15 protein-coding genes and 4 pseudogenes are annotated in these 21,583 nt (G+C 68.6%); 9 read left to right on the forward strand and 10 right to left on the reverse strand.

Features of this window, described 5'->3' with window-relative positions:
• Window positions 1-3: 3 nt before the first annotated feature.
• The 5 genes and pseudogenes from ABZ861_RS07135 to ABZ861_RS07155 all read right to left on the reverse strand — a co-directional run.
• Window positions 4-783 (reverse strand): exodeoxyribonuclease III, encoded by a 780-nt coding sequence (locus ABZ861_RS07135; protein WP_361625027.1) that lies wholly within the window; start codon window positions 781-783, stop codon window positions 4-6.
• 171 nt (window positions 784-954) lie between these two features.
• Complete coding sequence (locus ABZ861_RS07140; protein WP_361625030.1) at window positions 955-1,590, reverse strand: MBL fold metallo-hydrolase; 636 nt, start codon at window positions 1,588-1,590, stop codon at window positions 955-957.
• A gap of 270 nt (window positions 1,591-1,860) precedes the next feature.
• On the reverse strand, window positions 1,861-3,165 hold the full coding sequence (locus ABZ861_RS07145; RefSeq protein ID WP_361625033.1) for an alpha/beta fold hydrolase: 1,305 nt from the start codon (window positions 3,163-3,165) through the stop codon (window positions 1,861-1,863).
• Window positions 3,166-3,410: 245 nt separating this feature from the next.
• A pseudogene (locus tag ABZ861_RS07150) lies at window positions 3,411-3,707 on the reverse strand (transposase family protein); the annotation flags it as partial.
• Window positions 3,703-3,848 (reverse strand): annotated as a pseudogene (locus ABZ861_RS07155) (VapC toxin family PIN domain ribonuclease); the annotation flags it as partial. The pseudogenes ABZ861_RS07155 and ABZ861_RS07150, both read right to left, overlap by 5 nt.
• A gap of 188 nt (window positions 3,849-4,036) precedes the next feature.
• On the opposite strand from ABZ861_RS07155, the gene ABZ861_RS07160 reads away from it, so the two are divergent.
• Window positions 4,037-7,468 (forward strand): type ISP restriction/modification enzyme, encoded by a 3,432-nt coding sequence (locus ABZ861_RS07160; protein ID WP_361625036.1) that lies wholly within the window; start codon window positions 4,037-4,039, stop codon window positions 7,466-7,468.
• A 765-nt stretch (window positions 7,469-8,233) separates the two neighbouring features.
• Here ABZ861_RS07160 and ABZ861_RS07165 read toward each other — a convergent pair.
• A complete protein-coding gene (locus ABZ861_RS07165) occupies window positions 8,234-9,094 on the reverse strand; it encodes an alpha/beta hydrolase (RefSeq protein ID WP_361625347.1) in 861 nt (286 codons plus the stop codon).
• 672 nt (window positions 9,095-9,766) lie between these two features.
• Here ABZ861_RS07165 and ABZ861_RS07170 point away from each other — a divergent pair.
• Both ABZ861_RS07170 and ABZ861_RS07175 read left to right on the forward strand, forming a co-directional pair.
• A complete protein-coding gene (locus ABZ861_RS07170; RefSeq protein ID WP_361625039.1) occupies window positions 9,767-9,898 on the forward strand; it encodes a hypothetical protein in 132 nt (43 codons plus the stop codon).
• Window positions 9,899-10,495: 597 nt separating this feature from the next.
• On the forward strand, window positions 10,496-11,038 hold the full coding sequence (locus ABZ861_RS07175) for a cupin domain-containing protein (protein WP_361625042.1): 543 nt from the start codon (window positions 10,496-10,498) through the stop codon (window positions 11,036-11,038).
• 185 nt (window positions 11,039-11,223) lie between these two features.
• On the opposite strand, the gene ABZ861_RS07180 is transcribed toward ABZ861_RS07175, so the two are convergent.
• The gene (locus tag ABZ861_RS07180) at window positions 11,224-11,781 is read right to left on the reverse strand and encodes a DUF3291 domain-containing protein (protein ID WP_361625045.1); all 558 of its coding nucleotides are present in this window, start codon (window positions 11,779-11,781) and stop codon (window positions 11,224-11,226) included.
• A gap of 637 nt (window positions 11,782-12,418) precedes the next feature.
• Window positions 12,419-13,235 (reverse strand): IS5 family transposase gene (locus tag ABZ861_RS07185; RefSeq protein ID WP_361625048.1). Its coding sequence is split into 2 segments (ribosomal slippage): window positions 12,419-12,892 and window positions 12,894-13,235, totalling 816 coding nucleotides; the frame shifts between segments, so codons are not numbered across the junction.
• A gap of 436 nt (window positions 13,236-13,671) precedes the next feature.
• Between ABZ861_RS07185 and ABZ861_RS07190 the strand changes: the two genes are divergently transcribed.
• From ABZ861_RS07190 to ABZ861_RS07215, 6 genes and pseudogenes are all read left to right on the forward strand, one after another.
• On the forward strand, window positions 13,672-17,910 hold the full coding sequence (locus ABZ861_RS07190) for an RHS repeat-associated core domain-containing protein (protein ID WP_361625051.1): 4,239 nt from the start codon (window positions 13,672-13,674) through the stop codon (window positions 17,908-17,910).
• A gap of 339 nt (window positions 17,911-18,249) precedes the next feature.
• A pseudogene (locus ABZ861_RS07195) lies at window positions 18,250-18,660 on the forward strand (RidA family protein).
• Window positions 18,661-18,792: 132 nt separating this feature from the next.
• Window positions 18,793-19,069: pseudogene (locus ABZ861_RS07200) on the forward strand (transposase); the annotation flags it as partial.
• A gap of 139 nt (window positions 19,070-19,208) precedes the next feature.
• On the forward strand, window positions 19,209-19,811 hold the full coding sequence (locus ABZ861_RS07205; protein ID WP_361625054.1) for a hypothetical protein: 603 nt from the start codon (window positions 19,209-19,211) through the stop codon (window positions 19,809-19,811).
• A gap of 85 nt (window positions 19,812-19,896) precedes the next feature.
• Complete coding sequence (locus ABZ861_RS07210; RefSeq protein ID WP_361625057.1) at window positions 19,897-20,202, forward strand: DUF6247 family protein; 306 nt, start codon at window positions 19,897-19,899, stop codon at window positions 20,200-20,202.
• A gap of 80 nt (window positions 20,203-20,282) precedes the next feature.
• Entirely contained in the window at window positions 20,283-20,459 is a 177-nt protein-coding gene (locus ABZ861_RS07215) for a hypothetical protein (RefSeq protein WP_361625060.1), read from the forward strand.
• A 111-nt stretch (window positions 20,460-20,570) separates the two neighbouring features.
• On the opposite strand, the gene ABZ861_RS07220 is transcribed toward ABZ861_RS07215, so the two are convergent.
• A complete protein-coding gene (locus ABZ861_RS07220) occupies window positions 20,571-21,074 on the reverse strand; it encodes a hypothetical protein (RefSeq protein WP_361625063.1) in 504 nt (167 codons plus the stop codon).
• A gap of 121 nt (window positions 21,075-21,195) precedes the next feature.
• Window positions 21,196-21,462: a hypothetical protein gene (locus ABZ861_RS07225; protein ID WP_361625066.1), complete on the reverse strand. Its 267-nt coding sequence runs from the start codon at window positions 21,460-21,462 to the stop codon at window positions 21,196-21,198.
• Window positions 21,463-21,583 lie beyond the last annotated feature (121 nt).

The raw sequence follows: 21,583 nt of genomic DNA on the forward strand, positions 1-21,583 counted from the left end.
CGGCTACACCTCCAGGTCGACGACGACGGGCGCGTGGTCGGAGGCGCCCTTGCCCTTGCGCTCCTCGCGGTCCACGTAGGCGTCGGAGACCGCCTTGGCGAAGGGCTCGTTGCCGTACACCAGGTCGATGCGCATGCCCCGGTTCTTGGGGAAGCAGAGCTGGCGGTAGTCCCAGTAGGTGAACGGGCGGTCGTACTTCAGGGGCCGCGGGACCACGTCCGCGAGGCCGGCCTCGCGCAGGTCGGCGAGGGCGGCGCGCTCGGCCGGGGTGACGTGGGTGGCCCCCTCGAAGGCGGCCCGGTCGTAGACGTCGTCGTCGGTCGGCGCCACGTTGTAGTCGCCGAGGACGGCGAAGGGGCGGCTGCCGCCGGCGTCGCCCGCGACGGCCGCCTTCAAAGCCTCGAACCACTGGAGCTTGTACGCGTAGTGCGGGTGGTCCACCTCGCGGCCGTTGGGCACGTACACCGACCAGACGCGGACCGGGCCGCAGGTCGCGGAGACGGCGCGGGGCTCCTGGACGCCCTCGTAGCCGGGGTCGCCGGGCAAACCTTTGACGACGTCCTCCAGGCCGACCCGGGAGAGCACCGCCACGCCGTTCCACCGGCCGGTGGCGTGCACCGCCGCCTCGTAGCCGAGATCGCGCAGCGGTCCGAAGGGGAACTGCTCCTCGGCCACCTTGGCCTCCTGAAGGCAGACCACGTCGGTGCCGCTGCTCTCCAGCCAGGCCAGCAGCCTGGGCAGACGGGCGGTGATCGAGTTCACGTTCCAGGTCGCGATGCGCATGCACCACAACCTACCGGGCGGGACTGACAACGCCGTCCGCCCGGCGACCGCGCTCGCACCTCCGTCCGCGCCCAGGTCTCCGTGGCCGCCCGCAGGTCTCCCTGGTCGCGCAAAGGTCTCCCTGGTCGCGCACAGACCTCTACGGCCGGGCTCGGACCTGTACAGCCGCGCTCAGAGATCCGCGGACCCGCCCGGCGCCAGCCGCAGGTGGTCCGCCGGGGCCAGGGCGCCGATCTGGCGGTCGTAGACGGGGCGCGCGAGGTCCGTCAGGAGCGCGTCGTGCACGTCGTACGCGCGCCGCGGACGCACCTCGCGCAGGTAGTCGATCACCTCGGCGATCTTGTTCCACGGCGCCATCACCGGGAGCATCAGCGTCTCGACCGGCCGGTCGGGGACGGTGAGCGCGTCGCCGGGGTGGAAGACCTTGCCGTCGTCGACCAGGAAGCCGATGTTGGTGATGCGCGGGATGTCCGGGTGGATCACCGCGTGCAGCTCGCCGTGCACCTGGACGTCGAAGCCCGCCGCGGTGAAGGCGTCGCCGTGGCCCACCGTGTGCACGCGCCCCGGGAAGGCCGCCGCGATCTGGTCGGCCACCGACTTCAGCGTCCAGATCTCGGCGCCGGGATCGGCCTCCATCGCGGCGCGCAGCCGGCCCTCGTCGAAGTGGTCCGCGTGCTCGTGGGTGATCAGGATCGCCTCCGCGCCGACCGCGGCGTCCTCCTCGCTGAAGTTCCCGGGATCGACGACCAGCCGCCGGCCGTCCTTCTCCAGGGCGATACAGCTATGCGACTTCTTCGTGAACCTCATACGTTCCATCCTGCCGCGCGGGCGCGGCCGGTGAACGACGCGAGCCGGTGTGCACGGGCGTACGCCGGTCATGTCCGGCGCACGCGGGTGACGTCGGGTGGGCGCCGGTGACGGCGGGTGCACGCCGGTGACGTCGGGTGCACGTCGATCGACGTCCGGTGCACGCCCGGCACTCGACCACTCCGGCCGCCCAGTCCCCCGGTCACCAGGTGCCCTGGTCACCGTCAACCCCGGTCACTCCCGCCACTCCCATCACTCCCGTCACTCCCGTCACTCTGAGGGCGTCGTCTCCTCCTGTATGACGCGCTGGACCACCCGGAAGGCGCTGCCCGCGGCGGGCATGCCGGCGAAGACCGCGGTCTGGAGCAGCACCTCCTTGATCTCGTCCGGGGTGAGGCCGTTGCGCAGGGCGGCCCGGGTGTGGGCGGCCAGCTCGTCGAGGTGGCCGCCGGCGATGAGCGCGGTCAGGGCGACGCAGCTCCGGCTGCGCCGGTCCAGGCCGGGCCGGTCCCAGATCTCGCCCCAGGCGCAGCGGGTGAGGAACTCCTGGAAGTCGGCGGAGAAGTCGTCGGCCTGCGCCAGCTCCCGGTCGACGTGCGCGTCGCCCAGCACCTCGCGGCGGATCTTGAGTCCGGCGTCGTACGCGTCCGGGCGCCTCGTGCCCCGGGGCGGCAGGGGCGCGGGGGCGATCTCGGCGATCGGCGCGAGCTGCGGCGTCTGCGGCGGCATGGCGGGAAGGGGCTTGGCGGGCGCGGCGAGGACCGCCATCTGACCGGTGCCGAATTCCAAGGCGGGCTGCCAGGCGGTGGAGAAGTGCCGCACCAGCAGGTCGGTGACGGCGCCGGGCTGCTCCACCGGCACCAGGTGGGAGGCGCCCGGCACGACCGCGAGACGGGCGTCCCGGATTCCGGCGACCAGGGTGCGGGCCTCGGCGGGGCCGGTCACCTGGTCTTCCGAGCCGACCAGGACGAGCGCGGGCACGCCGATCCGGCCGAGTTCAGGCCGTACGTCGAAGGCGGCCAGCGCCTCGCAGGCGGCGATGTAGCAGCCCGGATCGGTGGTGCGCACCATCTGCACGGCCCAGTCGGTGATCGCGGGCTGGGCGGCGGCGAAACCCCGGGTGAACCAGCGGTCCGGGGAGGTGCGGGCGATGGGGTCGAGCCCGTTCGTCCGGACGATCACCCCGCGCTGGCGGAACTCGTCGGCCGTGCCGAACCGGGGCGAGGCGGCGATCAGGGCGAGGGAGGCCACCCGCTCGGGGCGCCGCAGGGCCAGCTCGACGCCGACCGCGCCGCCGAGCGCGCAGCCCGCGTAGCCGAAGCGCTGCACGCCCAGGGCGTCCAGAGTGGCCAGCAGCCGGGCAGTCAACTCGCCCACCGATCCCGCCGGATACGCGGCCGCGCCGCCGTGGCCCGGCAGGTCGTACCGGAAGACACGCCACTGCTTGGTCAGCTCCGGGACTTGGCGGTCCCACATATGCCATGTGGTACCCAGTGAGGGACCGAGGATCAGGACCGGGGCTTCTTCCGGCCCGTCAAAGCGGTATTGCAGGGCGTTCATCGGTGTCTCACTCACCCGCCTGACCCTCTCATCTGTCATGAGATGTCACCTCGCCGGGGTGGCCCTGGCGATGCGCGGCGCTCCGGTACCACCCGGCTTGTCGACGACAGTCCAGGTATAGGCCATCCAGCACGGCTCCGTGACCACGCCAACAGGGGCTCCACGAGTCCGCCTCCATCTGGCCATACAGCCGAGCTAGGGGCTGTCCCGTAAATGATCTCGGAGTGGTCTCGGGCATGGGGCGGCTGTTCGGCTGTGGCCTATCCGGCGAGAGCGAGGTTGTGCATCCGTGCGATGCCGAGCATGGCGTGGTGCACTCCATCGCCTTTGAGGCGGCAATCGCGGAGGATCTTCCAGGTCTTCATGCGGGCAAAGACATGCTCGACGCGGGCGCGGACCTGCTTGTGAGACCTGTTGTGTGCCTGTTTCCAGCCCGGCACCTCCTCGCCCTTGCGGCGCCGATGGGGCATCACCAGCCCTGTGCCCGGGTAGCCACCGTCAGCGATGGTCATGGTCGAGCCGACGGCATCCTTGGCGCCTGACTCTTCCCACACCTTGCAGCACCCAATGTCGGATGTCGTCGACCGCGCTGAGCGCCGCTTCACGCCGAGCTCGCGCGTGGCCACGCGGTCGATCTCCGAGAGCAGCAACGGGGACATCACCAGGAGCCCCGCAGCCATGATGGCTTCGTTTGACGCACGCAGCTCCCCGCGATCGCCCCCAGCGTGCCTGCAAGATCGCCGTGCCGTCCACCGATTGCGCTCCGCACGCTGACGCACGCCCGGGATGCACTCCCGGCTCACGCTCCAACCCACCTCCGTCGGCGAGTCTTTGGCGACATATCACCAATCAACCTACATCCACGGCGTTTGCTGCTTGGGATGTCATGGGCATTCTGTATGGGTCTGATCGTCGGCATGGGTGCAACCTTGGGGGGCCGATGGCAAGAGGGGACGTCTGGGCGGGAAAGGGCACGACCGGATCGGTCGCGAACCTCGTCGCCCAGTTCGGCCAGGAGGTCAGGACCAAGCTGCAAGGTCCCGCAGGGGCGGTCAGCAGTAAGGAGGACAGCCTGACCGCGCCGGTGGAGCATCTGCTGCGCGGCATGGCCTCGCGGCAACGCCTCAAGCTCATCGTCCACGGTCAGAGTCGCATCAAGGAACTCGGGATCCGGCCCGACTTCGCCATCGCCTGCGGCGGCAGGACCATAGGGCACGTCGAGCTGAAGCAGCCGGGCTCGGGGGCCGACCCGGAGAAGTGGTCGGTGAAGAGCCACGACCGCAAGCAGTGGGAGAAGATCAAGGCACTCCACAATGTGCTGTACACCGACGGATACCAGTGGGCGGTCTACCGTTTCGGCGTACAGGTCGGCCCCACCGGAATCCTGGTCGGAGACCTTGATTCCGGTAGCCGGCAACTCGTCGTCGCGGACACCGGGTTCGAGCGCGCCCTCACGCACTTCTTCCTGCCGGCGCCCATCGTCCACGACAGCATCAACGAACTGGTCAAGCGCATCGCGGGAATCTGCGCCCTGCTGCGTGACGAGGTCACCGAACGCCTCACCCGCGAGGAGCACGGGGAGGCTGACGCTGCGTTCTCGATCCTGGCCGACAACTGGAAGGACCTGCTCTTTCCCGATGCTCGCCCGGAGGAGTTCGCGGACCAATACAGTCAGACGCTGACGTTTGCCATGCTGCTGGCTCGTCTTGAGCACATTGATCTGGGCAGGCTCACGCTTCCCGAGGTCGCGATCCGACTGGGCAAGCGGCATTCTTTGATGGGCAAGGCGCTGGCGGTGCTGACGGACGACGCCCTCGACGATCTGCGGGGCATCATCGACCCACTGATCGACGTCTTATCGGCCGTCCACCCCGAGATGTTCAAGGACGAGACCGGAGACGCCTACCTCCACCTGTACGAGGGCTTTCTGAGCGCCTACGACCCGGAACTGCGACGGCGGACGGGTACTTACTACACGGCTGGCGAGGTCGTCCGCTTCATGGTCGGCTTCACCGACGAGGTGCTGCGTGACCGGCTCGGCCAGGAGGACGGCTACGGAAGCGAGGACGTCACCGTCGTCGATCCGGCCATGGGCACCGGGACCTTCCTCATCAACATCATCGACCACGTCGCCAAGTCCCTGTCACTGAAGTACGGCAGCACGCTCAAGTCCGGGCTTCTCCGGGAGCTCTCGGGCCGACTGGTCGGGCTGGAGAAACAGACCGGGCCGTACGCCGTCGCCGAACTCCGTGTGCACCACGCCTTCCGGTCCCACGACGCCGACATCACGCGCCGCCCGCCGAGGCTTCTGGTGGCCGACACACTCGACGATCCCGCCGTCGAGCACCACCTGGGCTTCATGTACGAGGCGATCGCCCGCCACCGCCGAATGGCGAACAAGATCAAGGCGGACGAGAAGGTCATGGTGGTCATCGGCAACCCGCCCTACCTGCGGGGTGCGAGACAGTCGGGCGTCGGACGCTGGGTCACCGAGGGCAACCCGAACGGCCAGGGCCCGATCCTCGCCCGCTTCCACCCTGAGGACAACGGACGAGTCGGATACGCCCTCGACAACCTCTACGTCTACTTCTGGGCGTGGTCCACCTGGAAGGTCTTCGACCAGTTGACCGCCTCGGGAGCACCGAAGGCCCCCAGCGGGATCGTCGCCCTCATCACCAACTCCGGATACCTGGACAGCGAGGGCTCGGCCGGCATGCGCCACTACCTGCGCGAGGTCGCCGACGAGGGCTGGGTCATCGGTCTCTCCCCCGAGGGCGCCTACTCCGACACGCGCACCCGTGTCTTCCAGGATGTCAAGCGAGAGATCTGCATCGCCGTCTTCGTCCACCATGGCGCCCCGGACACGGGTACACCGGCGCGGGTCTGGCGACTCGACGTCCCCGCGGGCACACGCGAGGAGAAGTTCGACTGGCTGGAAGGGCTTGGCCTCGACGGCCATCGCGGAGGGACCTCCTGGCAGCTCTGCCCCACACAGTGGACCGCGCCCTTTCACGTCACGTCCGACTCCGAGTGGTCGGCAATGCCACCGGTGGACGCCCTGCTGCCCTGGACGAGCTCCGGCAACAAGAACAACCGCAACTGGCCCGTCTCACCCAGCCGGGACGTTCTGGAGAGCCGGTGGCGCAGGCTCGTCCAAGCCCCAGCGGAGGACAAGGCCGCACTGCTGAAAACCACCAGAGACCGCCGTCCGGATAAGCCGGAACCGCCACTGCCCGGGCAGCAGGAAAGGGAAAGCCTTGCCGCGGAGAAGGAGACGGTGCCGGTCACTGTTCCCTACGGCCGGATGACCTTCGACAGGCAGTACATCATCGCGGACAGGCGAGTGATCGACTTTCCGCGACCGGCCTTGTGGTTCGCCCACAACGACCAGCGTCAGATCTACCTATCCGAACTCCACACGGAATCAGGCCGTCCGGGGCCGGCGGTGAGTTTCACTGCCCTACTGCCCGACATGCACCACTTCAAAGGCACCGAAGGCGGCCGCGTTGCCCCTCTCTACCGCCACCCTCACCAGGCTGAACCAAACGTCACCCCTGGCCTGCTGCGGCTGCTCACCAAGACGCACGGCGTGACGGTCACCGCCGAGGACCTCTTCGCGTACATCGCGGGGACAGCCGGCCACAGCGGCTACACCCGCCGCTTCGCCGCGAACCTCGCCGAGCGCGGTGCCCGTATCCCTATAACACGCGACCCGGCTCTATGGGCGGAGCTCGTGGAAGTGGGCAGGCGCACGGTGTGGATCCACACGTATGGCCAGCGCTTCGCCTGCCACCACGACAGTTCACCTGGCTCGTCCCCGAGGCTTCCCCCGGAGGAACAACCGGAATGCGTCGTCGTGATCGGAGAGGACGACGGGTTACCTGAGGACATCTCCTACGACGCGTCCACACGAACCCTCACAGTGGGCACGGGCTGCATACGTCCGGTGGCGCCAGAAGTCTGGGACTATCGGATCGGCGGGGTACAGGTGATCCGCAAGTGGTTCAGCTTCCGCAAACGCAAGCCAGACGTGGAACGACAGACCCCGTTGAACGACATCCTGCCCCCGACCTGGCCTGCCGGGTGGACCGTTGACCTGCTTGACCTCATCAACGCGCTCGGGCTCCTCGTAGCCCTCGAACCCCGACAGGCCCGGCTGCTGGACGCCGTGAGCAGCGGCCCGCTCATCACCACCGACGACCTACGAGGCGAGGGCATCCTGCCCGTACCTGCCTACGCAACCAAGGAACCGAAACCGCCGCGGAAGTCTCGACGCACCCCCGGCCCTGGTCAGCAGAGCCTCGACCTCTTGGACTGACACCCGCCCGGCCTGAGTGCCTGACGCCCGCAACATCAACGGAATATCTGCACGACGACGCCCCGCCGCAGCAAGCCGGCGGGGGGGGCGTCGCATCAGCTCCCCGTGTACGCAGGCCCCCGCCGGAGCAAGCCGAAGAGGGACCCTCACCTGTCACGAGCGATCACAAACGATCACGGGCGGGTCACCAACCCCGCGGACGCACTCACGCCACAGGGCTCTGACCTAGACTTACGCACTCACCCTGGACCGACTGGACGCCCGTGGACGGCTTCTACGACATGTGCCATGTGGTACCCAGTGAGGGACCGAGGATCAGGACCGGGGCTTCTTCCGGCCCGTCAAAGCGGTATTGCAGGGCGTTCATCGGTGTCTCACTCACCCGCCTGACCCTCTCATCTGCCATGAGATGTCACCTCGCCGGGGTGGAGCAGCGGGCCTTGCCCCGCCCCGGCGCCGCCGGACCTGCCGACGAGAGCCCAGGCATACGCTCTTCGACATGTACTCGTGGCCGTGTCGGCAGTGGGCCTTCCGGGCGCGTGCACTCCAGTCGCTCTTGCACGAGCACGGGATTGTCGGCGTCCTCGTGCGCCCGTCGACGCCGCCGAGGCCGGCCATGTCTACGGCTCCTCGCGGCGCAGGGAGGACGAATGCCGGGCGGCCGTTCTGCACCGCCCAGCAGAAGCGTGACCATGTGCATCACCCGTGGTGGCGGACGGACCTCGTAGGCTGTCGGCCTGAGTGTGTGCCCTGCGACGCGTCGCGTCAGCCGAGGAATTCCGTGAGGGTTCTGACCAGGTCCGTCGGACGCTCTTCGGGCACGAAGTGCCCACTTCCTCGCACTACTTCCGTCCGGACAGAGTCTGCGATCGCGCTCAGGCTCTCGCCGAGCCGGGCCCCGGCCGCGTGCTCGCCTCCGATCGCGAGGACCGGCATGGTGAGTTTGTTGCCTGCGTCGCCCCAGGACCGGTTGGTCCGTCCATCGGCCAGCAAGGTGCGGTAGTGCTCGAATCCGCAGCGCAGGGCCTCTTCCCCTGAGTAGTACCGGGTGACTTCCTCGATGACGTCGGCGGTGAACGGGGTGGAGTCGGCGGCCAGGCTGGGGAACCAGAGCTGGAAGAAGGCGTGTTCATGGCCGTCGAAGAGAAGCTCCGGCACCTTGGGCGCCATGAACAGGCCGAAGTGCCAACGGCCGCCATGAGCCACGTCCATGGCCTGCTCCAGACCGAAGCCGGGGACAGCGAGGTCGATGAGTACCAGGCGGTCCAGTTCGTCCGGGTGCAGGCGTGCGAAGGAGAAAGCGACCATGCCGCCGATGTCATGGCCGACGACCCGGACGTGCGGGCCGAAGCCGAGCGCGCGGATCAGTTGGCGCATGTCCTCGCTCTGGTTGTCCTTGTCGTAGCCGTCCTCCGCGTGCTCTGACTGGCCCAGACCGCGGAGATCGGGTGCGATGACGGTATAGCCGCCGGCGGCCAGAGGCTCGAGGACATCCCGCCACGCCAGTGCCGTCTGCGGCCACCCGTGGAGAAGGAGCAGGGGTGGCCCGGATCCACCTCGCAGGTAACTGAGCCGCGTGCCGTTCACATCGGCGTAGTGCCGTTCGAAGTTCTTGGGCGTCGTCATCTCGTCCACGCGTGGTCCCTTCCCTGCGACCGGTGAGGGTGCAGCCCCGCTGTCGCGCGGCGCGCAGACGGTGGCCGACTTTCCCGGTCGACAGACCCGGTCCGCTCTCGCGCCGCTCGTGGACGACCGGGGGCGAGCCTCATGAGGTAGGGGTTCCCTCCTGCGGTGTTCATGGGGAACGGCTGGCATATGCCGCTAAGGCCCGCGCCGCACGTCGGACGCAACCGACAGGACCTTTGTCACGGCACAAGGCGCCTCGCGAGGTAACGCGCGCCGTACGGCCCCACGGTGGCGATCCTCACGAGATCCCGGGAGTCCCACCGGCATCCGGTTGCCGAGGGCGTCGAGTACCCCGAGCCTACACCGATATGGGCACGTTCGTCCGTATCGGATGACGTCGAGACCAGCCGCTGGGCCGACCGGGGCTCCGCCCGCGCGGCACCGGGAAGGTCTTCCTCACGAGGGGCGGGTGGCGGCACTGATCGATCGCACTCGGTCAGCACCCCGCGCCGCCGCCATCCACTCCCGGGTCCTTCAGTCGGCGGAGAAGTCCGAGAAATCGATCCAGATCATGAGGCGGTCGCGTAGGACCTGGTAGTTCTTGTCGCACATGTACGCCCGGCGTTTGCCGGGCATGATGAGCCCGCCGACCGGGGCGTCGCCCCGGCCGGTGTGGCACGCATAGAACGCGGCTACCCCGGCTGGGAGGCGGCTCAAGAGAAGATCGAGCTGGCACTGGGCAAGGAGGACGCCCCGACACTCCGCCACCTGCTCGACCGGCTGCTCGCACACGCCACCCCGTGACCCGCCACGGCCCGGCCCCAGAACTCGCCCGCACGCCCCGCGACGGAAGAATGCCCGGGGTCCGCCTTCAAAGATCGTCTGAGCGCACGATGGCCTGGCTCGCCAAATGCCGACGCCCGCACCGCCACCGCGAGCACGAAGCCGAGCACGTTCTCGCCTTCGCGAGCATTGGCGTGGTGTGGACAGTGGTGAGGGCGCGACCTACGCTTTCGTGTATACGGACAAGAGTGTCCGCTTCGTCAGCAGGGGCCTGTCGACTGTCTTTCCACCTCACTGGGAGTTCCTGTTGAGGCGCAAGCATTCGATCTGGACGTCGGGGTTTCCCCGTCGATGCACCGGATTCCGTGCGTGACGGACTGCGGGCGATGATCGCGCGCTACGACCAATATGGTTTTCGCTGCGGAAACTCCCTGGTCCTGACCACTCTGCTCGGTCGCACGCCCTGCACCGTCGAGGAGTATCTTGCCGAGCAGGTCGCCGCGGGCGCCGCGGGCTCATGGCCCGGCGTCTTGGGTCGTCGGTCGCCTCCGACGGCCTCCGACATCGGCGGAAACCATCGTCGCCGCCCGCGCGACCTCACTACACCGGAGGCAGGCCATGACCAGTCCGGCTTCTGCGCCTACGCCACTGCCCGACGACGACCCCGCGCGAGAACTGCTGGTGGCCGAGCCGGAGTCACCTGATGTGGCTCACATCGCGTTGGCGGGAAACATTTATTCGATCCTCGTGACCGGTCGGCAGACCGCCGGGCGCTACTGCCTCATCGACATGCAAGTGCCGGCCGGAGGGGGGCCGCCGCCGCATCGCCACGACTTCGAGGAGATGTTCACCCTCCTCGAAGGAGAGATCGACTTCATCTTCCGCGGCGAGACGCGAAGGGTCGCCGCCGGATCGACGGTCAACATCCCCGCCAACGCACCGCACCACTTCCGGAACAACTCCGGCCGACCGGCCCGGATGCTGTGCATGTGCACTCCTGCCGGTCAGGAGGAGTACTTCGCACTGTGCGGGGACCCGGTGGACAGTCCGAACTCGCCGCCTCCGCACCTGAGTGACGAACAACAGGACCAGCGACGCAGGACCGCAGCCGACCTGGCGCCTCGCTTCGCCACCGAACTCCTGCCAGCCGACGGGAAATAGCCGCCAGCCTCTCGCTCTCCGCTTCAAGCCCTGTACGCGGGCTGGCTCGCCCGGGTGCACGCGTCGTGTGTCGGTCACCGGCTGGGTGAGGCATGGAGGCGCCGTGAGGTGACTTGCGGAGGCATCCGCACATGATCGAGGCGTGTGACAGCGAATCCAGTCGTTCAGGCTTTCTTGCTTTCTTGTCAGCGCACCTGGTCGCTCTTCGGCCCGATGCCTTCGCCCCCGGCCGGAGTTCCGTCCGGGGCGAACGAGTCGTGGAAGGTGAAGGCGTGCGGCGCGGGGCCGTGGTCGTGGAGGTGCTCCAGCCTGAGAACCCCGTCCTGCCAGGTGGGTGTCACGCCGTCGGAGACCCACCAGAACACGTAATTCGGGTGTCCTGTCCTCTCGAACCAGTCGTAACGCCTGTTCAGCGCCTCACGGTGCAGACCGGTGTAGACGGCGTCGAAGGCGGGGCGCAGGTCGGTCCAGAGCGAGAGGGTCACGGCCAGGGCGGTGGTTTTCGCCGTGCGGCCCTTGCCGTACCAAGTCGGTACGGCGAACTCTCCCCATGCACCCCAGTCCGCCTCGAAGAGCGCGCCCCGGTCACCGTCTGCCGCTTCAGCGCGAGCGAGGTATCCGGGGTGCCGACTGATGTTCCGGTAGACGGTCTCACCGATGTCGTAGAACTCGCGCGTGAGAGGTGCGGGATCGGCGAGAGGTGACTTCAGGACTCCGAATGTGTAAAGAGCGAGATGGGGCATGCGTCTCTCCCTGCTTGGGGCTGCCTGACACGGACCCGGTTCGGTGGCTTACGCACGGGTGCGAGGGTCAGCGGGCCGTGACCGACTCATCCCGTCGCGGCTGGCCCAGCCTGAAAGAGCCCCAGTGCGACCGTGGCGACCGCCGAAGACCAGATGAAGGTAGCTGCCTCTGCGAGCCATGTCGAAGTTGCGATTTCCCTGTCCAAGTGGCCTCGTGCACAGGCCCTTACGGGAACCGAAGCGGTGGCGCTACCTGCCTCCGTGAAAGTCCGCGTCGACCCGTCGAACGCCGAGAATCAGCGTTGACACCCCCGTCAAGCCGGTGTGCCGGAGCGGCGCCAGCGGCGTTGTCGGCGTCGACTGGGCTGGATGGTGGAGCGGCTGGGTTCACCCGCGCTGACTGTGACGCGGCGGCGGTGCTGGAGCCGCTGCGGTTTGTGACCTTCGAGGACTACCCGTGGTGGCATCGCGAGAGATTGCACGGAGCCCCTCCGGAAGAGTCACGGACCTGCGATGGGGGGCTGGCAGTGGAAGTGCAATGGGCTGTCTGCAGACGTGCTCGTGTACAGCGGGATGCGGTTGAGTGAGCCTTTTCCTGTGCCGCTGGAGGAGGTATTCGGCGTCTTTAGACCGTGTCCTACATGGTCAGTTTGAGGAACCGTTTGTAGCAGCAGAGAGCGGCTGCCATGCCGAGGAAGGCCAGGTAGTTGCCTGGTCTCCGCTCGTAGCGGTGGTTGAGTCTGCGGTAGCCAGTGAGCCAGGACATGGTGCGTTCGATGACCCATCTGCGGCGGCCGAGCCGCTCGCTGGACTCGACGCCCTTGCGTGCGATGCGGACGCCGATGTGCTTGCCCCAGAGCCATCGCCGCAGGTGAGGCGTGTCGTACGCCTTGTCCGCATGAAGGCGTTGAGGCTTGGAATCGGTCGCGTGGGATTCGTGTCCCCTGTGGAAACGGGACAGCATCGGCTTCAGGGCCTGGCTGTCGTGAGTGTTGGCGGCGGAGACTCCGCCGCGTAGGGGCAGTCCGTCCGCGTCGGACAGGACATGCATCCTGGAACCGGGCCTGCCTCGATCCACGGGGCTCAGACCTGTGAGTTCGCCCCCCTTTTTTAACGCGGACGGGCGCGGAGTCCAGGAACGCCCGGGACAGATCGATCAAGTCCCGCTCGTCCAGGAGCTGGAGAACCTTCTGATGCAGCCGACCCCATACCCCGGCTCTCGACCAGATGACGAACCGGCGATGGACCGTCGACTTCGACGCCCCGAAGCAGGGCGGCAACGCCCGCCGGGCGCAACCGCTGACCAGCACATAGACGATCGCGGCGAAGACCGCCTCATCGTCGATGTTCGCGACCCCGCCGCCCTGCGGACGCACCCGGGCCAGCGGCAACAGCGGCCTCGCGATCTCCCACAAGCCGTCCGGAACAATCCATCCCCACCGTCCACTCCCCATGCCCAGGACAACTGCCAACTGACCATGTGGGATACGGCCTTAGAACCTGCCCCAGATCTGCCGTCTCACTCCTGTCTTCTTCCTCACCCCGAAAACCTTTTGCGGATCTTCACGAGTCCTGTGACTGTAGGGCCGCCCCTCGCACACAGGTGCGGGAGGAACACAAACAGTGAGGATGTGTGGAGTGTCGGACAACAGGGGTGGGCCGAGACGCGGACGCCGTCTCGGGTTATTGGCGCAGGCCGCGGCGGTGACGTCGTTGGCGGTGCTGGGGGCGCTGACGCCGCTGGGGGCGGCGTCAGCGGCGACGGGGCACCGTGCGCCGAAGCCGGTGGCTCCGGCGGTGCCCGCGGGGGTGACGAAGCCGGGCGCCTCGAAGGCATCGGCGTCGGCTGCCTTCCGGGCTTCGGCGCAGGCCCGGTTCTCGGGGAAGGCGGTGGACGTAGCGTCGGACACGACGGCGACGTCGACGACGAAGGCAGAGCCGGACGGCACCTTCACCAAGACGGTGTCGCCGCTTCCGGTGCGCGTGCGGCAGGCGGACGGTTCGTGGGCGGATGTGGACGCCACGCTCGTCAAGGCCGCGGACGGTTCGTACGCGCCGAAGACGGCCTCTTCCGAACTGGCTCTGTCCGGTGGGGGTTCGGGGCCGCTGGCGGTGCTGCACGAGGAGGGGCGCACGGTGTCGGTGTCGTGGCCGACGGCTCTGCCCGCGCCGAGCGTGTCGGGTGCGACGGCGACGTACGCCGATGTGCTGCCGGACGTCGATCTGGTGATGACGGCGAACGGCCAGGGCGGCTTCTCCGAGATCCTGGTCGTCAAGTCGGCCCAGGCGGCGGCGAATCCAGCGCTCGCGACGCTGAAGCTGACCGCCGAGACCGACGGGGTGTCGCTGGCCGCGGACGCGGCGGGCAACCTCTCAGCGGTCGACGCGTCCGGGAAGACGGTCTTCCACGCTCCGGCGCCGGTCATGTGGGACACGGCGCCCACTGCGACGCAGGGCGGTGCGGCCGCCCGTGCCGCGTCGGCGGTCGCCGCCGGGGGCCCGGAGCCCGAGTCGGGTGAGGCGACCGCGCCGGTGAAGGTGGCCCTCGGCGGCGACGGCTCGATCCGTCTGACGCCGGACGCGGCGATGCTCGCCTCGCCGAAGACTCGCTACCCCGTGTACGTGGATCCGTCGTGGCAGCCGGTGACGGAGTCGAACCCGTCGTTCACCTACGTGCAGCAGGCGTATCCGAACACGTCGCACTGGAACGAGTCCGGCGCCCGGCTCGGCGTCGGCTACCAGGGCTGGTCGTCCCCGACCGGGATCGAGCGGACTTTCTACCAGTTCGACGTCAAGAACGTCCAGGACACGGACATCAAGACGGCCACGCTGAACGCGACCGAGGTGTACTCCTCGAACAACGCGTGCACGAAGTACCAGGTCGACGTCCGCAACACGGACCACATCAGTGCGAGCACGACCTGGAACCAGCAGCCCGCCCTGTTCAGCCAGGCGTCTTCCGCCCAGGTCGGTGGCGCCAACGGCGCCGGGTGCGACGGGCCGGTGAACTTCACCGCCGACGTCACCCCCGCGGTGGCGACCGACGGGGACGGCACCGTGACCCTGCGGCTGACCGGGCACAGCGAGACCGACAAACTCCAGTTCAAGCGCATGTCCACCAACCCGACCCTCAGCGTCAACTACGCGCCGACGCCGCACGACCAGGGCAACATCCCCTGGGAGAGCTACGGGACAGTGCGCTTGGACGACTCCCTGGTCGCCTCGCCGAACCTGTCCAACGGCGACCTGGTCCTCAACGCCACCGACCTCGACCTGAGCGCGGTCGGCCAGTCGTTGCGGCTGACGCGTTCGGCGTCCTCGTTCCCGATGCCCGCCGGATCGCTCGGCTCCCAGTGGTACGCCGACTTCGACCGCACGCTCGACACGGCCGGCAGCCGCAAGGTCACCGCGTACGGACCGGGCGGCGAGGAGCTGGTCTTCAAGCAGAACAGCGATGACTCCTACAAGAACGCCGCCGGCTACCACGCCTCGCTGACCAAGAACAGCGACGGCACCTGGACGCTCACCCACACGCAGTCCGGGGCGAAGGACACCTACAACGCGTCCGGGAACCTGACCGCGGTCACCGACCGCGACGGCGACAAGATCACCGTCGCGCAGACGCTCGCCTCCGGCGCGGTGACCGGGTTCAAGGCCACCGACACCCGCTCAGGCCGCTGGCTCTCCCTGACCCGCGGCGCCGACGCGCAGCACGTGAGCGCCACTGACAACTCCGGCCGCACGGTCGCCTACGTGACGTCGGGCGCGGTAGCTTCCGGCACGGCGAAGATGACCGTCACCGACGTGACGGGCGGGACCACGGTCTTCGCCTACGACACCTCGGGACGCGTCAACCAGGTCACCACGCCCGAGAGCCGGGTGACGAAGTTCGGCTACGACAGCCAGAACCGGATCACGTCCCTCCAGCGCGTCGCGCCGACCGGCACGGACACCTGGACGTACGCCTACTCGGCCACGACCAGGGCCACCGCCGGCACCACGAAGGTCACGGACCCGAACGCCCACACCACGACCTACACGGTCGACGACTCCGGTCAGGTCACCAAGGTCGTCGACGCGCTCACCCACACCCGGTCGACCTCCTACGACGCGAACCACAACCAGCTCACGGCCGTCAACGCCCAGGGCACGGGTGCGCAGAACACCACCACGTTCGGCTGGGACTCCAGCGACAACCTGACCTCGGCGAAACTGCCCACCGGCGCCACCACGGCGCTCGGCGCCTACAGCACCCACTCCGGGGCCGACCTGCCCTCCAGCCTGACCACCCCGTCCGGCAAGAAGACCACCTACAGCTACGACACCTCCGGAAACCTGATGTCCTCCCAGGACACCACCACCGGTGTCTCCAACGGGGCGAAACTGTCCTACGGCTACCAGGGCGACTCAGGCGTCGCGGACTGCGGCGGCTTCGACGGCCAGCGCTGCACCGCCACCGACGCCAACGGCAACAAGACGTCGTACTCCTACGACGGCCAGGGCAACCTCAGCAAGACCACACCCCCCACGCCGCTGGGCGCCACCACCTACACCTACGACGCGCTGGGCCGCCCCGCCACCGTCACCGACGGACGCGGCGTGACCACTGCGTACACCTACGACGACCACGACCGCGTCACCAAGGTCGCCACGTCCGGCGGCAGCGGGAACCTGACGGTGGCTTACGGCTACGACCGCGACGGCAACCTGCTCACCCAGACCGACGCCTCCGGCGCCCTCACATACACCTACGACGGGCTCGGCCGGGAGGCCACCCGCACCCTCGCCGACGGCGCCTCCTACACCCAGGGCTACGACCCGGCCGGCAACCTCAAGACGCTCACCGACCCGGGCGGCACCACCGTCTACGGCTACGACGCAGCCGACCACCTCACCTCGCTGAAGGACCCGACCGGCGCGTCCACGACCTTCACCTACGACGAGGACGGCAACCGCACCGCCACCAAACTCCCCGGCGGCGCCACGCAGAGCGCCCAGTGGGACAACGCCGACCGCCCCACCCAGATCAAGGCGACCACCCCGACCGCGACGCTGTTCACCTACAACTACAGCTACAAGCTCGCGGACGGCACGGACACCGAGCAGATCCAGACCCGCACCGACCCCGGCGCGGGCAAGACGATCTCCTACACCTACGACAGCCAGTCCCGCCTGAGCTACGCCCAGGAGGACGCCGGCTCCACGAAGAACGCCTCCTGGCTGTACTGCTACGACAAGGCCGGCAACCTCACCGCCGCCTCGGGCACCGCCTCGTCCTGCTCCGCGAGCAGCGGCCTGACCAGCTACAGCTACAACGCGGCCAACCAGATCACCGGCATGAACGGCGACACCACCGGCTGGTCCTACGACAAGAACGGCAACGAGCTCTCGGCCGCCGGGCAGCTTCCGCGTACCGGTGAGACGTACAACGACTTCAACCAGCTCACCGCCCTCACCGCCGGCGGCACCACCAGCCGCTACACCTACGCCGGCACCGACAGCTCCAACCGCCTCACCGCCGACACCACCCGCATCGACCAGGGCCCCACCGGCATCTCCACCACCACCGCAGCCGGCAAGAGCACCGGATTCGTCCGCGATCCCGCGGGCACACTCATCGGCATGACCAGCGGCGGCAACCCGTACTACTACCTCACCGACAACCAAGGCGCCCCATCCGCCCTGGTCGACAACTCCGGTGCCAAGCAGGGCCGCTGGGACTACAGCCCCACCGGAAACGCCCGCCCCGGAAACACAGCCTCCGTCGACCAGCCCTTCGGCTACGCCGGCGCCTACCTCGACCCGACCGGCCTGTACAAGATGGGCACCCGCTACAACGACCCCACCCTCGGCCGCTTCACCCAACCCGACCCTTCAGGCCAGGAGAACAATGCCTACCTCTACGCCGCTGGCAATCCCGTGAACGCCACCGACCCGACCGGCACAAGCACCCTCGGTTGTATAGCTGGAGGCATTTCGATCGTCGGCGGGGTCCTCAGCGTCGCCGGAGGTCTCGCTGGAGCGGTCGGCAGTGGTGGGTTGGGTACTCCCGCATCCGTGGCAGCCATCGGAGGCGGCATCGGCCTGGTCGGCACAGGTCTCGGCTTCGTAGATGCGTGCACATCATGATGGCGGGCAGGAGGCAGAAGCTGCCCGTACGGCTCATCCAGGTCGGCATCGCCCTTGGTCTGATCGGCGTGGTGCTCTTCGTGATCGATATCCTGATCCATGGCTGACGATCAATCAGCCTGATCAGTGCACCTCGGTTCGTTGGGTAGCCAACTGCTGAGCCTGGCCCGGTCGGCTGCAAGGCGATCACGCCCGCTGAGAAGCAGCGGGCGTGATCGCCTTGTATTCGGCCGCTGCTGTCGCCGTTCAGCTTGTTCTTTATCCACTGGTCGGTGCGGAGTCTGCTGGCTCACGAAATGCGGTGCGCGCGCTGACGGCTCGGCCGTCAGACTCACGTGCATGAGCCCGAAGATCACCCGCATCAATCCGGAGCAACTGCATGCGACGCCCGGCTATCACCACATCACCGTTGTCGAGGCCGGTAGAACGGCTTACCTGGCAGGTCAGTGCCCGCTTGATCGGGAAGGTTCGCTCGTTGGGTCTGGGTCGCTGGACGTCCAGATAGACCAGGTCGCGGCGAATGCACTGGTTGCTCTGGGGGCGGTAGGCGCTCTTCCTGAGCATGTCGTGCGCTCGGTGATCTACGTATGCAGCGGTGATACGGGCGCCCTGGGCGCTGCGTGAAGGCGACTCACCGACTCGGTCATCGGCCCGGCATTCAGCACCGCCAGCACGCTGGTTGGCGTCGCGCAACTGGGCTTCGAGGGCCAGCTCGTCGAAGTGGATCTCACTGTGTCGCTGCCCCGTTGAGGGTGGGCTCCCCGCCTCGAACGGTGTCCCGAACTTGATCCCTCACCTGGTGGTTCGCCAGACGCGGGGGCGGCCTTCGTCTGATCATGTGCTCCGACCAAGCTGCACGGGACCGAGACGAAGGCCGCGAGAGTGAGTCTGCTGCCAGAGGCTGTCCGAAGCGAAGCATTCGCAGAAGCGTCACGCTTCCGGGGCCGAGTTCTACGAGTGTCTGACCGCCCGGCGCGATGAGTTGTTCGAGCTGGCGGATGCGGTGCTGTGCGCGGACGGTGCGGTCAAGTCCCCGGTTGACCTGACGCTGCTGCCCGAGCACCGTCGTGGGCACGGAGCGATGTACGGGGGCCTGAACCACGGTCGGATCGACACCGATCGGCTCCGGGCGGTGCTGGCCGGGCTGCCACTGCCGCGCTTCGACGGCGGGCGCCGTGGCGTTCGACGCGACGGCTAGCCTCCTTGAGCACATCGCCGGGACCTGGGACCAGCAGGACGACCCGACGCGTCAGCGCGTCGTGGCCCTCGCCCTTGCCCTGGTTCTGTAGGGAGACGAGATGCTCGCAACGGTCCCCACATCGGCCGGTTTCGGCGTCGCGGAACTCCAGCTCGACATCGACGACGCGGAACACGAGCGGCGTCACGCCGTCGGTTCGGGCGTCGCCACCGGGTACGGCTTCGGCGGCCTGGACGTGCTGATGGCGCTACCGCACAGCCTGCCCGTCCCTCTGGAGTCCCTCTCCAATCAGCAGCGCGCCCACGTCCGCGGGGCGCCGACCGGGATCTGCACCGTCACCGGCGGCCAAGTCGTCCGGCACGTCGTTCGTCCGTGCCAGGCTCGGCTGGCCACCGTGCGGACTGCCAGCGCCTCCCATCTGACCATGGACGCAGTGCAGAAGTTCATAGAGTTCTGCACGCGCCGGGTGATCATCACCCGTGCTCCCACCGTGCACTACCCGGAGAAGCTGCTGGAGTTCGGCGTCTACGGCATCGGCGTCTGCCTCCAGCACCCCGACGGACAGATGGAGACGCTGGAGGAACCGCGGCCGTGGCGCACGAAGCACTCGCCCACCGGCTGGCGGTTCGCTGAGACCGCGCACGGCCAGTTCCTCGGCCAGCAGTCCTCCCCGCACGCCCCCACACTGTCGCCGGCACCCTGACCCGGCAGAAGGGATCTGTCCCATGCCCGCATCCACGCCCACCAGGCACGCGTACCGTGGCGGTACGACCTGCCGGGAGGACCAGATGAGCGCGCAGCCCGACCACGCCCCCGTCACGCCGTACGCCCCCGCGCCCGGGGCGCCGGCCGAACTCCTCGCCAAGCTGCGCGCCGACAAGCGCGCGGACCGGTGGGTGCCGGCCTTCGAGCGGGAGTGGGCGGCCGCGCTCGAGGAATCCCGCCGCACGTTCTCCCTGGCCGGGCTCTACGAAGTCGTCCAGGACTGGCAGGGCCGCATCGCGCACGCCCCGGCCGTCGACGCCTTTATCGCCTCCGGCTACGACGACAGCGACGCCGTCGACCTGGCGGAGCTCCGCCCACGGCGCCGGTGAGCCCGTCGCCGTACGCGGTCCGCGTCTCCGCCCCGGCCGCCAAGGTCCTCGACGCCCTGCCCTAGCACGCGGCGGACACCGTGTGGGACATCCTCACCGCGGCCGCCGCCGATCCACGGGGCTTCCGGCAGTTCGACAGCAACGACGACGAGGGCGAGGACATCCGCTACGCGGCCATCGGCCAGCTCTCCGTCACCTACTGGATCAACCGGCCCCTGCACAGCCTGACGGTCCTGAACATCGTCTGGCTCGGATAGCCGCCCCGTGACAACGGCCCGGCCCCGGCATCGCAACTGCCGGGGCCGGGCCGCTGCGCATCGTAGCCACCGCCGTATCCACCCGTTGCCACCCGGTGGCAACGGCGGTTGTCACCAGGCGCCGCGGGGCCGGTCGGCACCGAGCTGCACCTCGCGCCGGCACTCCGGGCACTCCGGCAGCCCGTCCATCCGGCGCGGCCGGTCGCTCTTCGCCCAGCTGAACCCGCACAGCGCCTTGTGCGTGACGCCCCGGGAGGATTCGTCCTTGGTGGCGTGCGAGCCGTAGCCCGGCACCATCCAGGTGAACGTCGCCTCCACGTCGTACGGGGCGCCGCCCGGCCACGTGTAGGCCGGCTCGGTCGTAGTGCAGCGCACCCGCAGATCAGGCCCTGTCCAGCGCTGGCCGTACCGCATCTGCGAACTGGCGTCGACCGCGTCCGCGAGGCGCTCGAAGGACAGGTCGTAGTCGTGCATGTGCTTCCACTTGACGGGCGGCTGCTCTCGCATCACCTTGCGGAACATCAGCAGCAGCCGCGCCAGGTCGTGCTGATCGACCCGGACCGTGTTCTTCTCCGCGTCGAACCCGTACGTCGGGTCGTGGGGCTTCTTCGGCATCGGTCCTCGCTCGCGTCGCTCCGGCGGCCAGCACCCCGCCACAGGGCGGCCGGGTGCTCAACGACCCGGACCCGCCGGAGCCACGCCGACCTCCGCGGTCCGTGCGCCGGCCGACCGCGGCTCAGGCTCGCGGCGGCGCGGCGCCGGGCAGCTCCCCGGCGAAGGCGTGCCACTGCTCGACGGTCCACACGGCGACGCTGGAGCGGTCGGTGGACATCCGCAGCCACACCTCCTCGCCGCCGGGCGTGAGCGCCACCTCCAGGTGCGCCTCGTCCCACGTGCCCACCGGGTACATCCACTCGATGCCGTCGGGCCAGGTCCGCATCGCCACCGTGCGCACGCTCAGCGCCGCGGCGACGGCGTTCAGTGCCGCCTTGGGTATCCGCACCCTCCGCTGGCTCCCGCTCGATCCCCGCCACCGGGCCCCCTTCGCCTCGTGCGGCGGGCCCGCGCCCGTTGTCCTGTGTCATTGATCCTTGACCGATTGCCATCGAAGTTGGGCTCCTGCG

It is taken from the genome of Streptomyces sp. NPDC046985, assembly GCF_040644415.1.
In the GTDB taxonomy this organism is placed as follows: Bacteria; Actinomycetota; Actinomycetes; order Streptomycetales; family Streptomycetaceae; genus Streptomyces.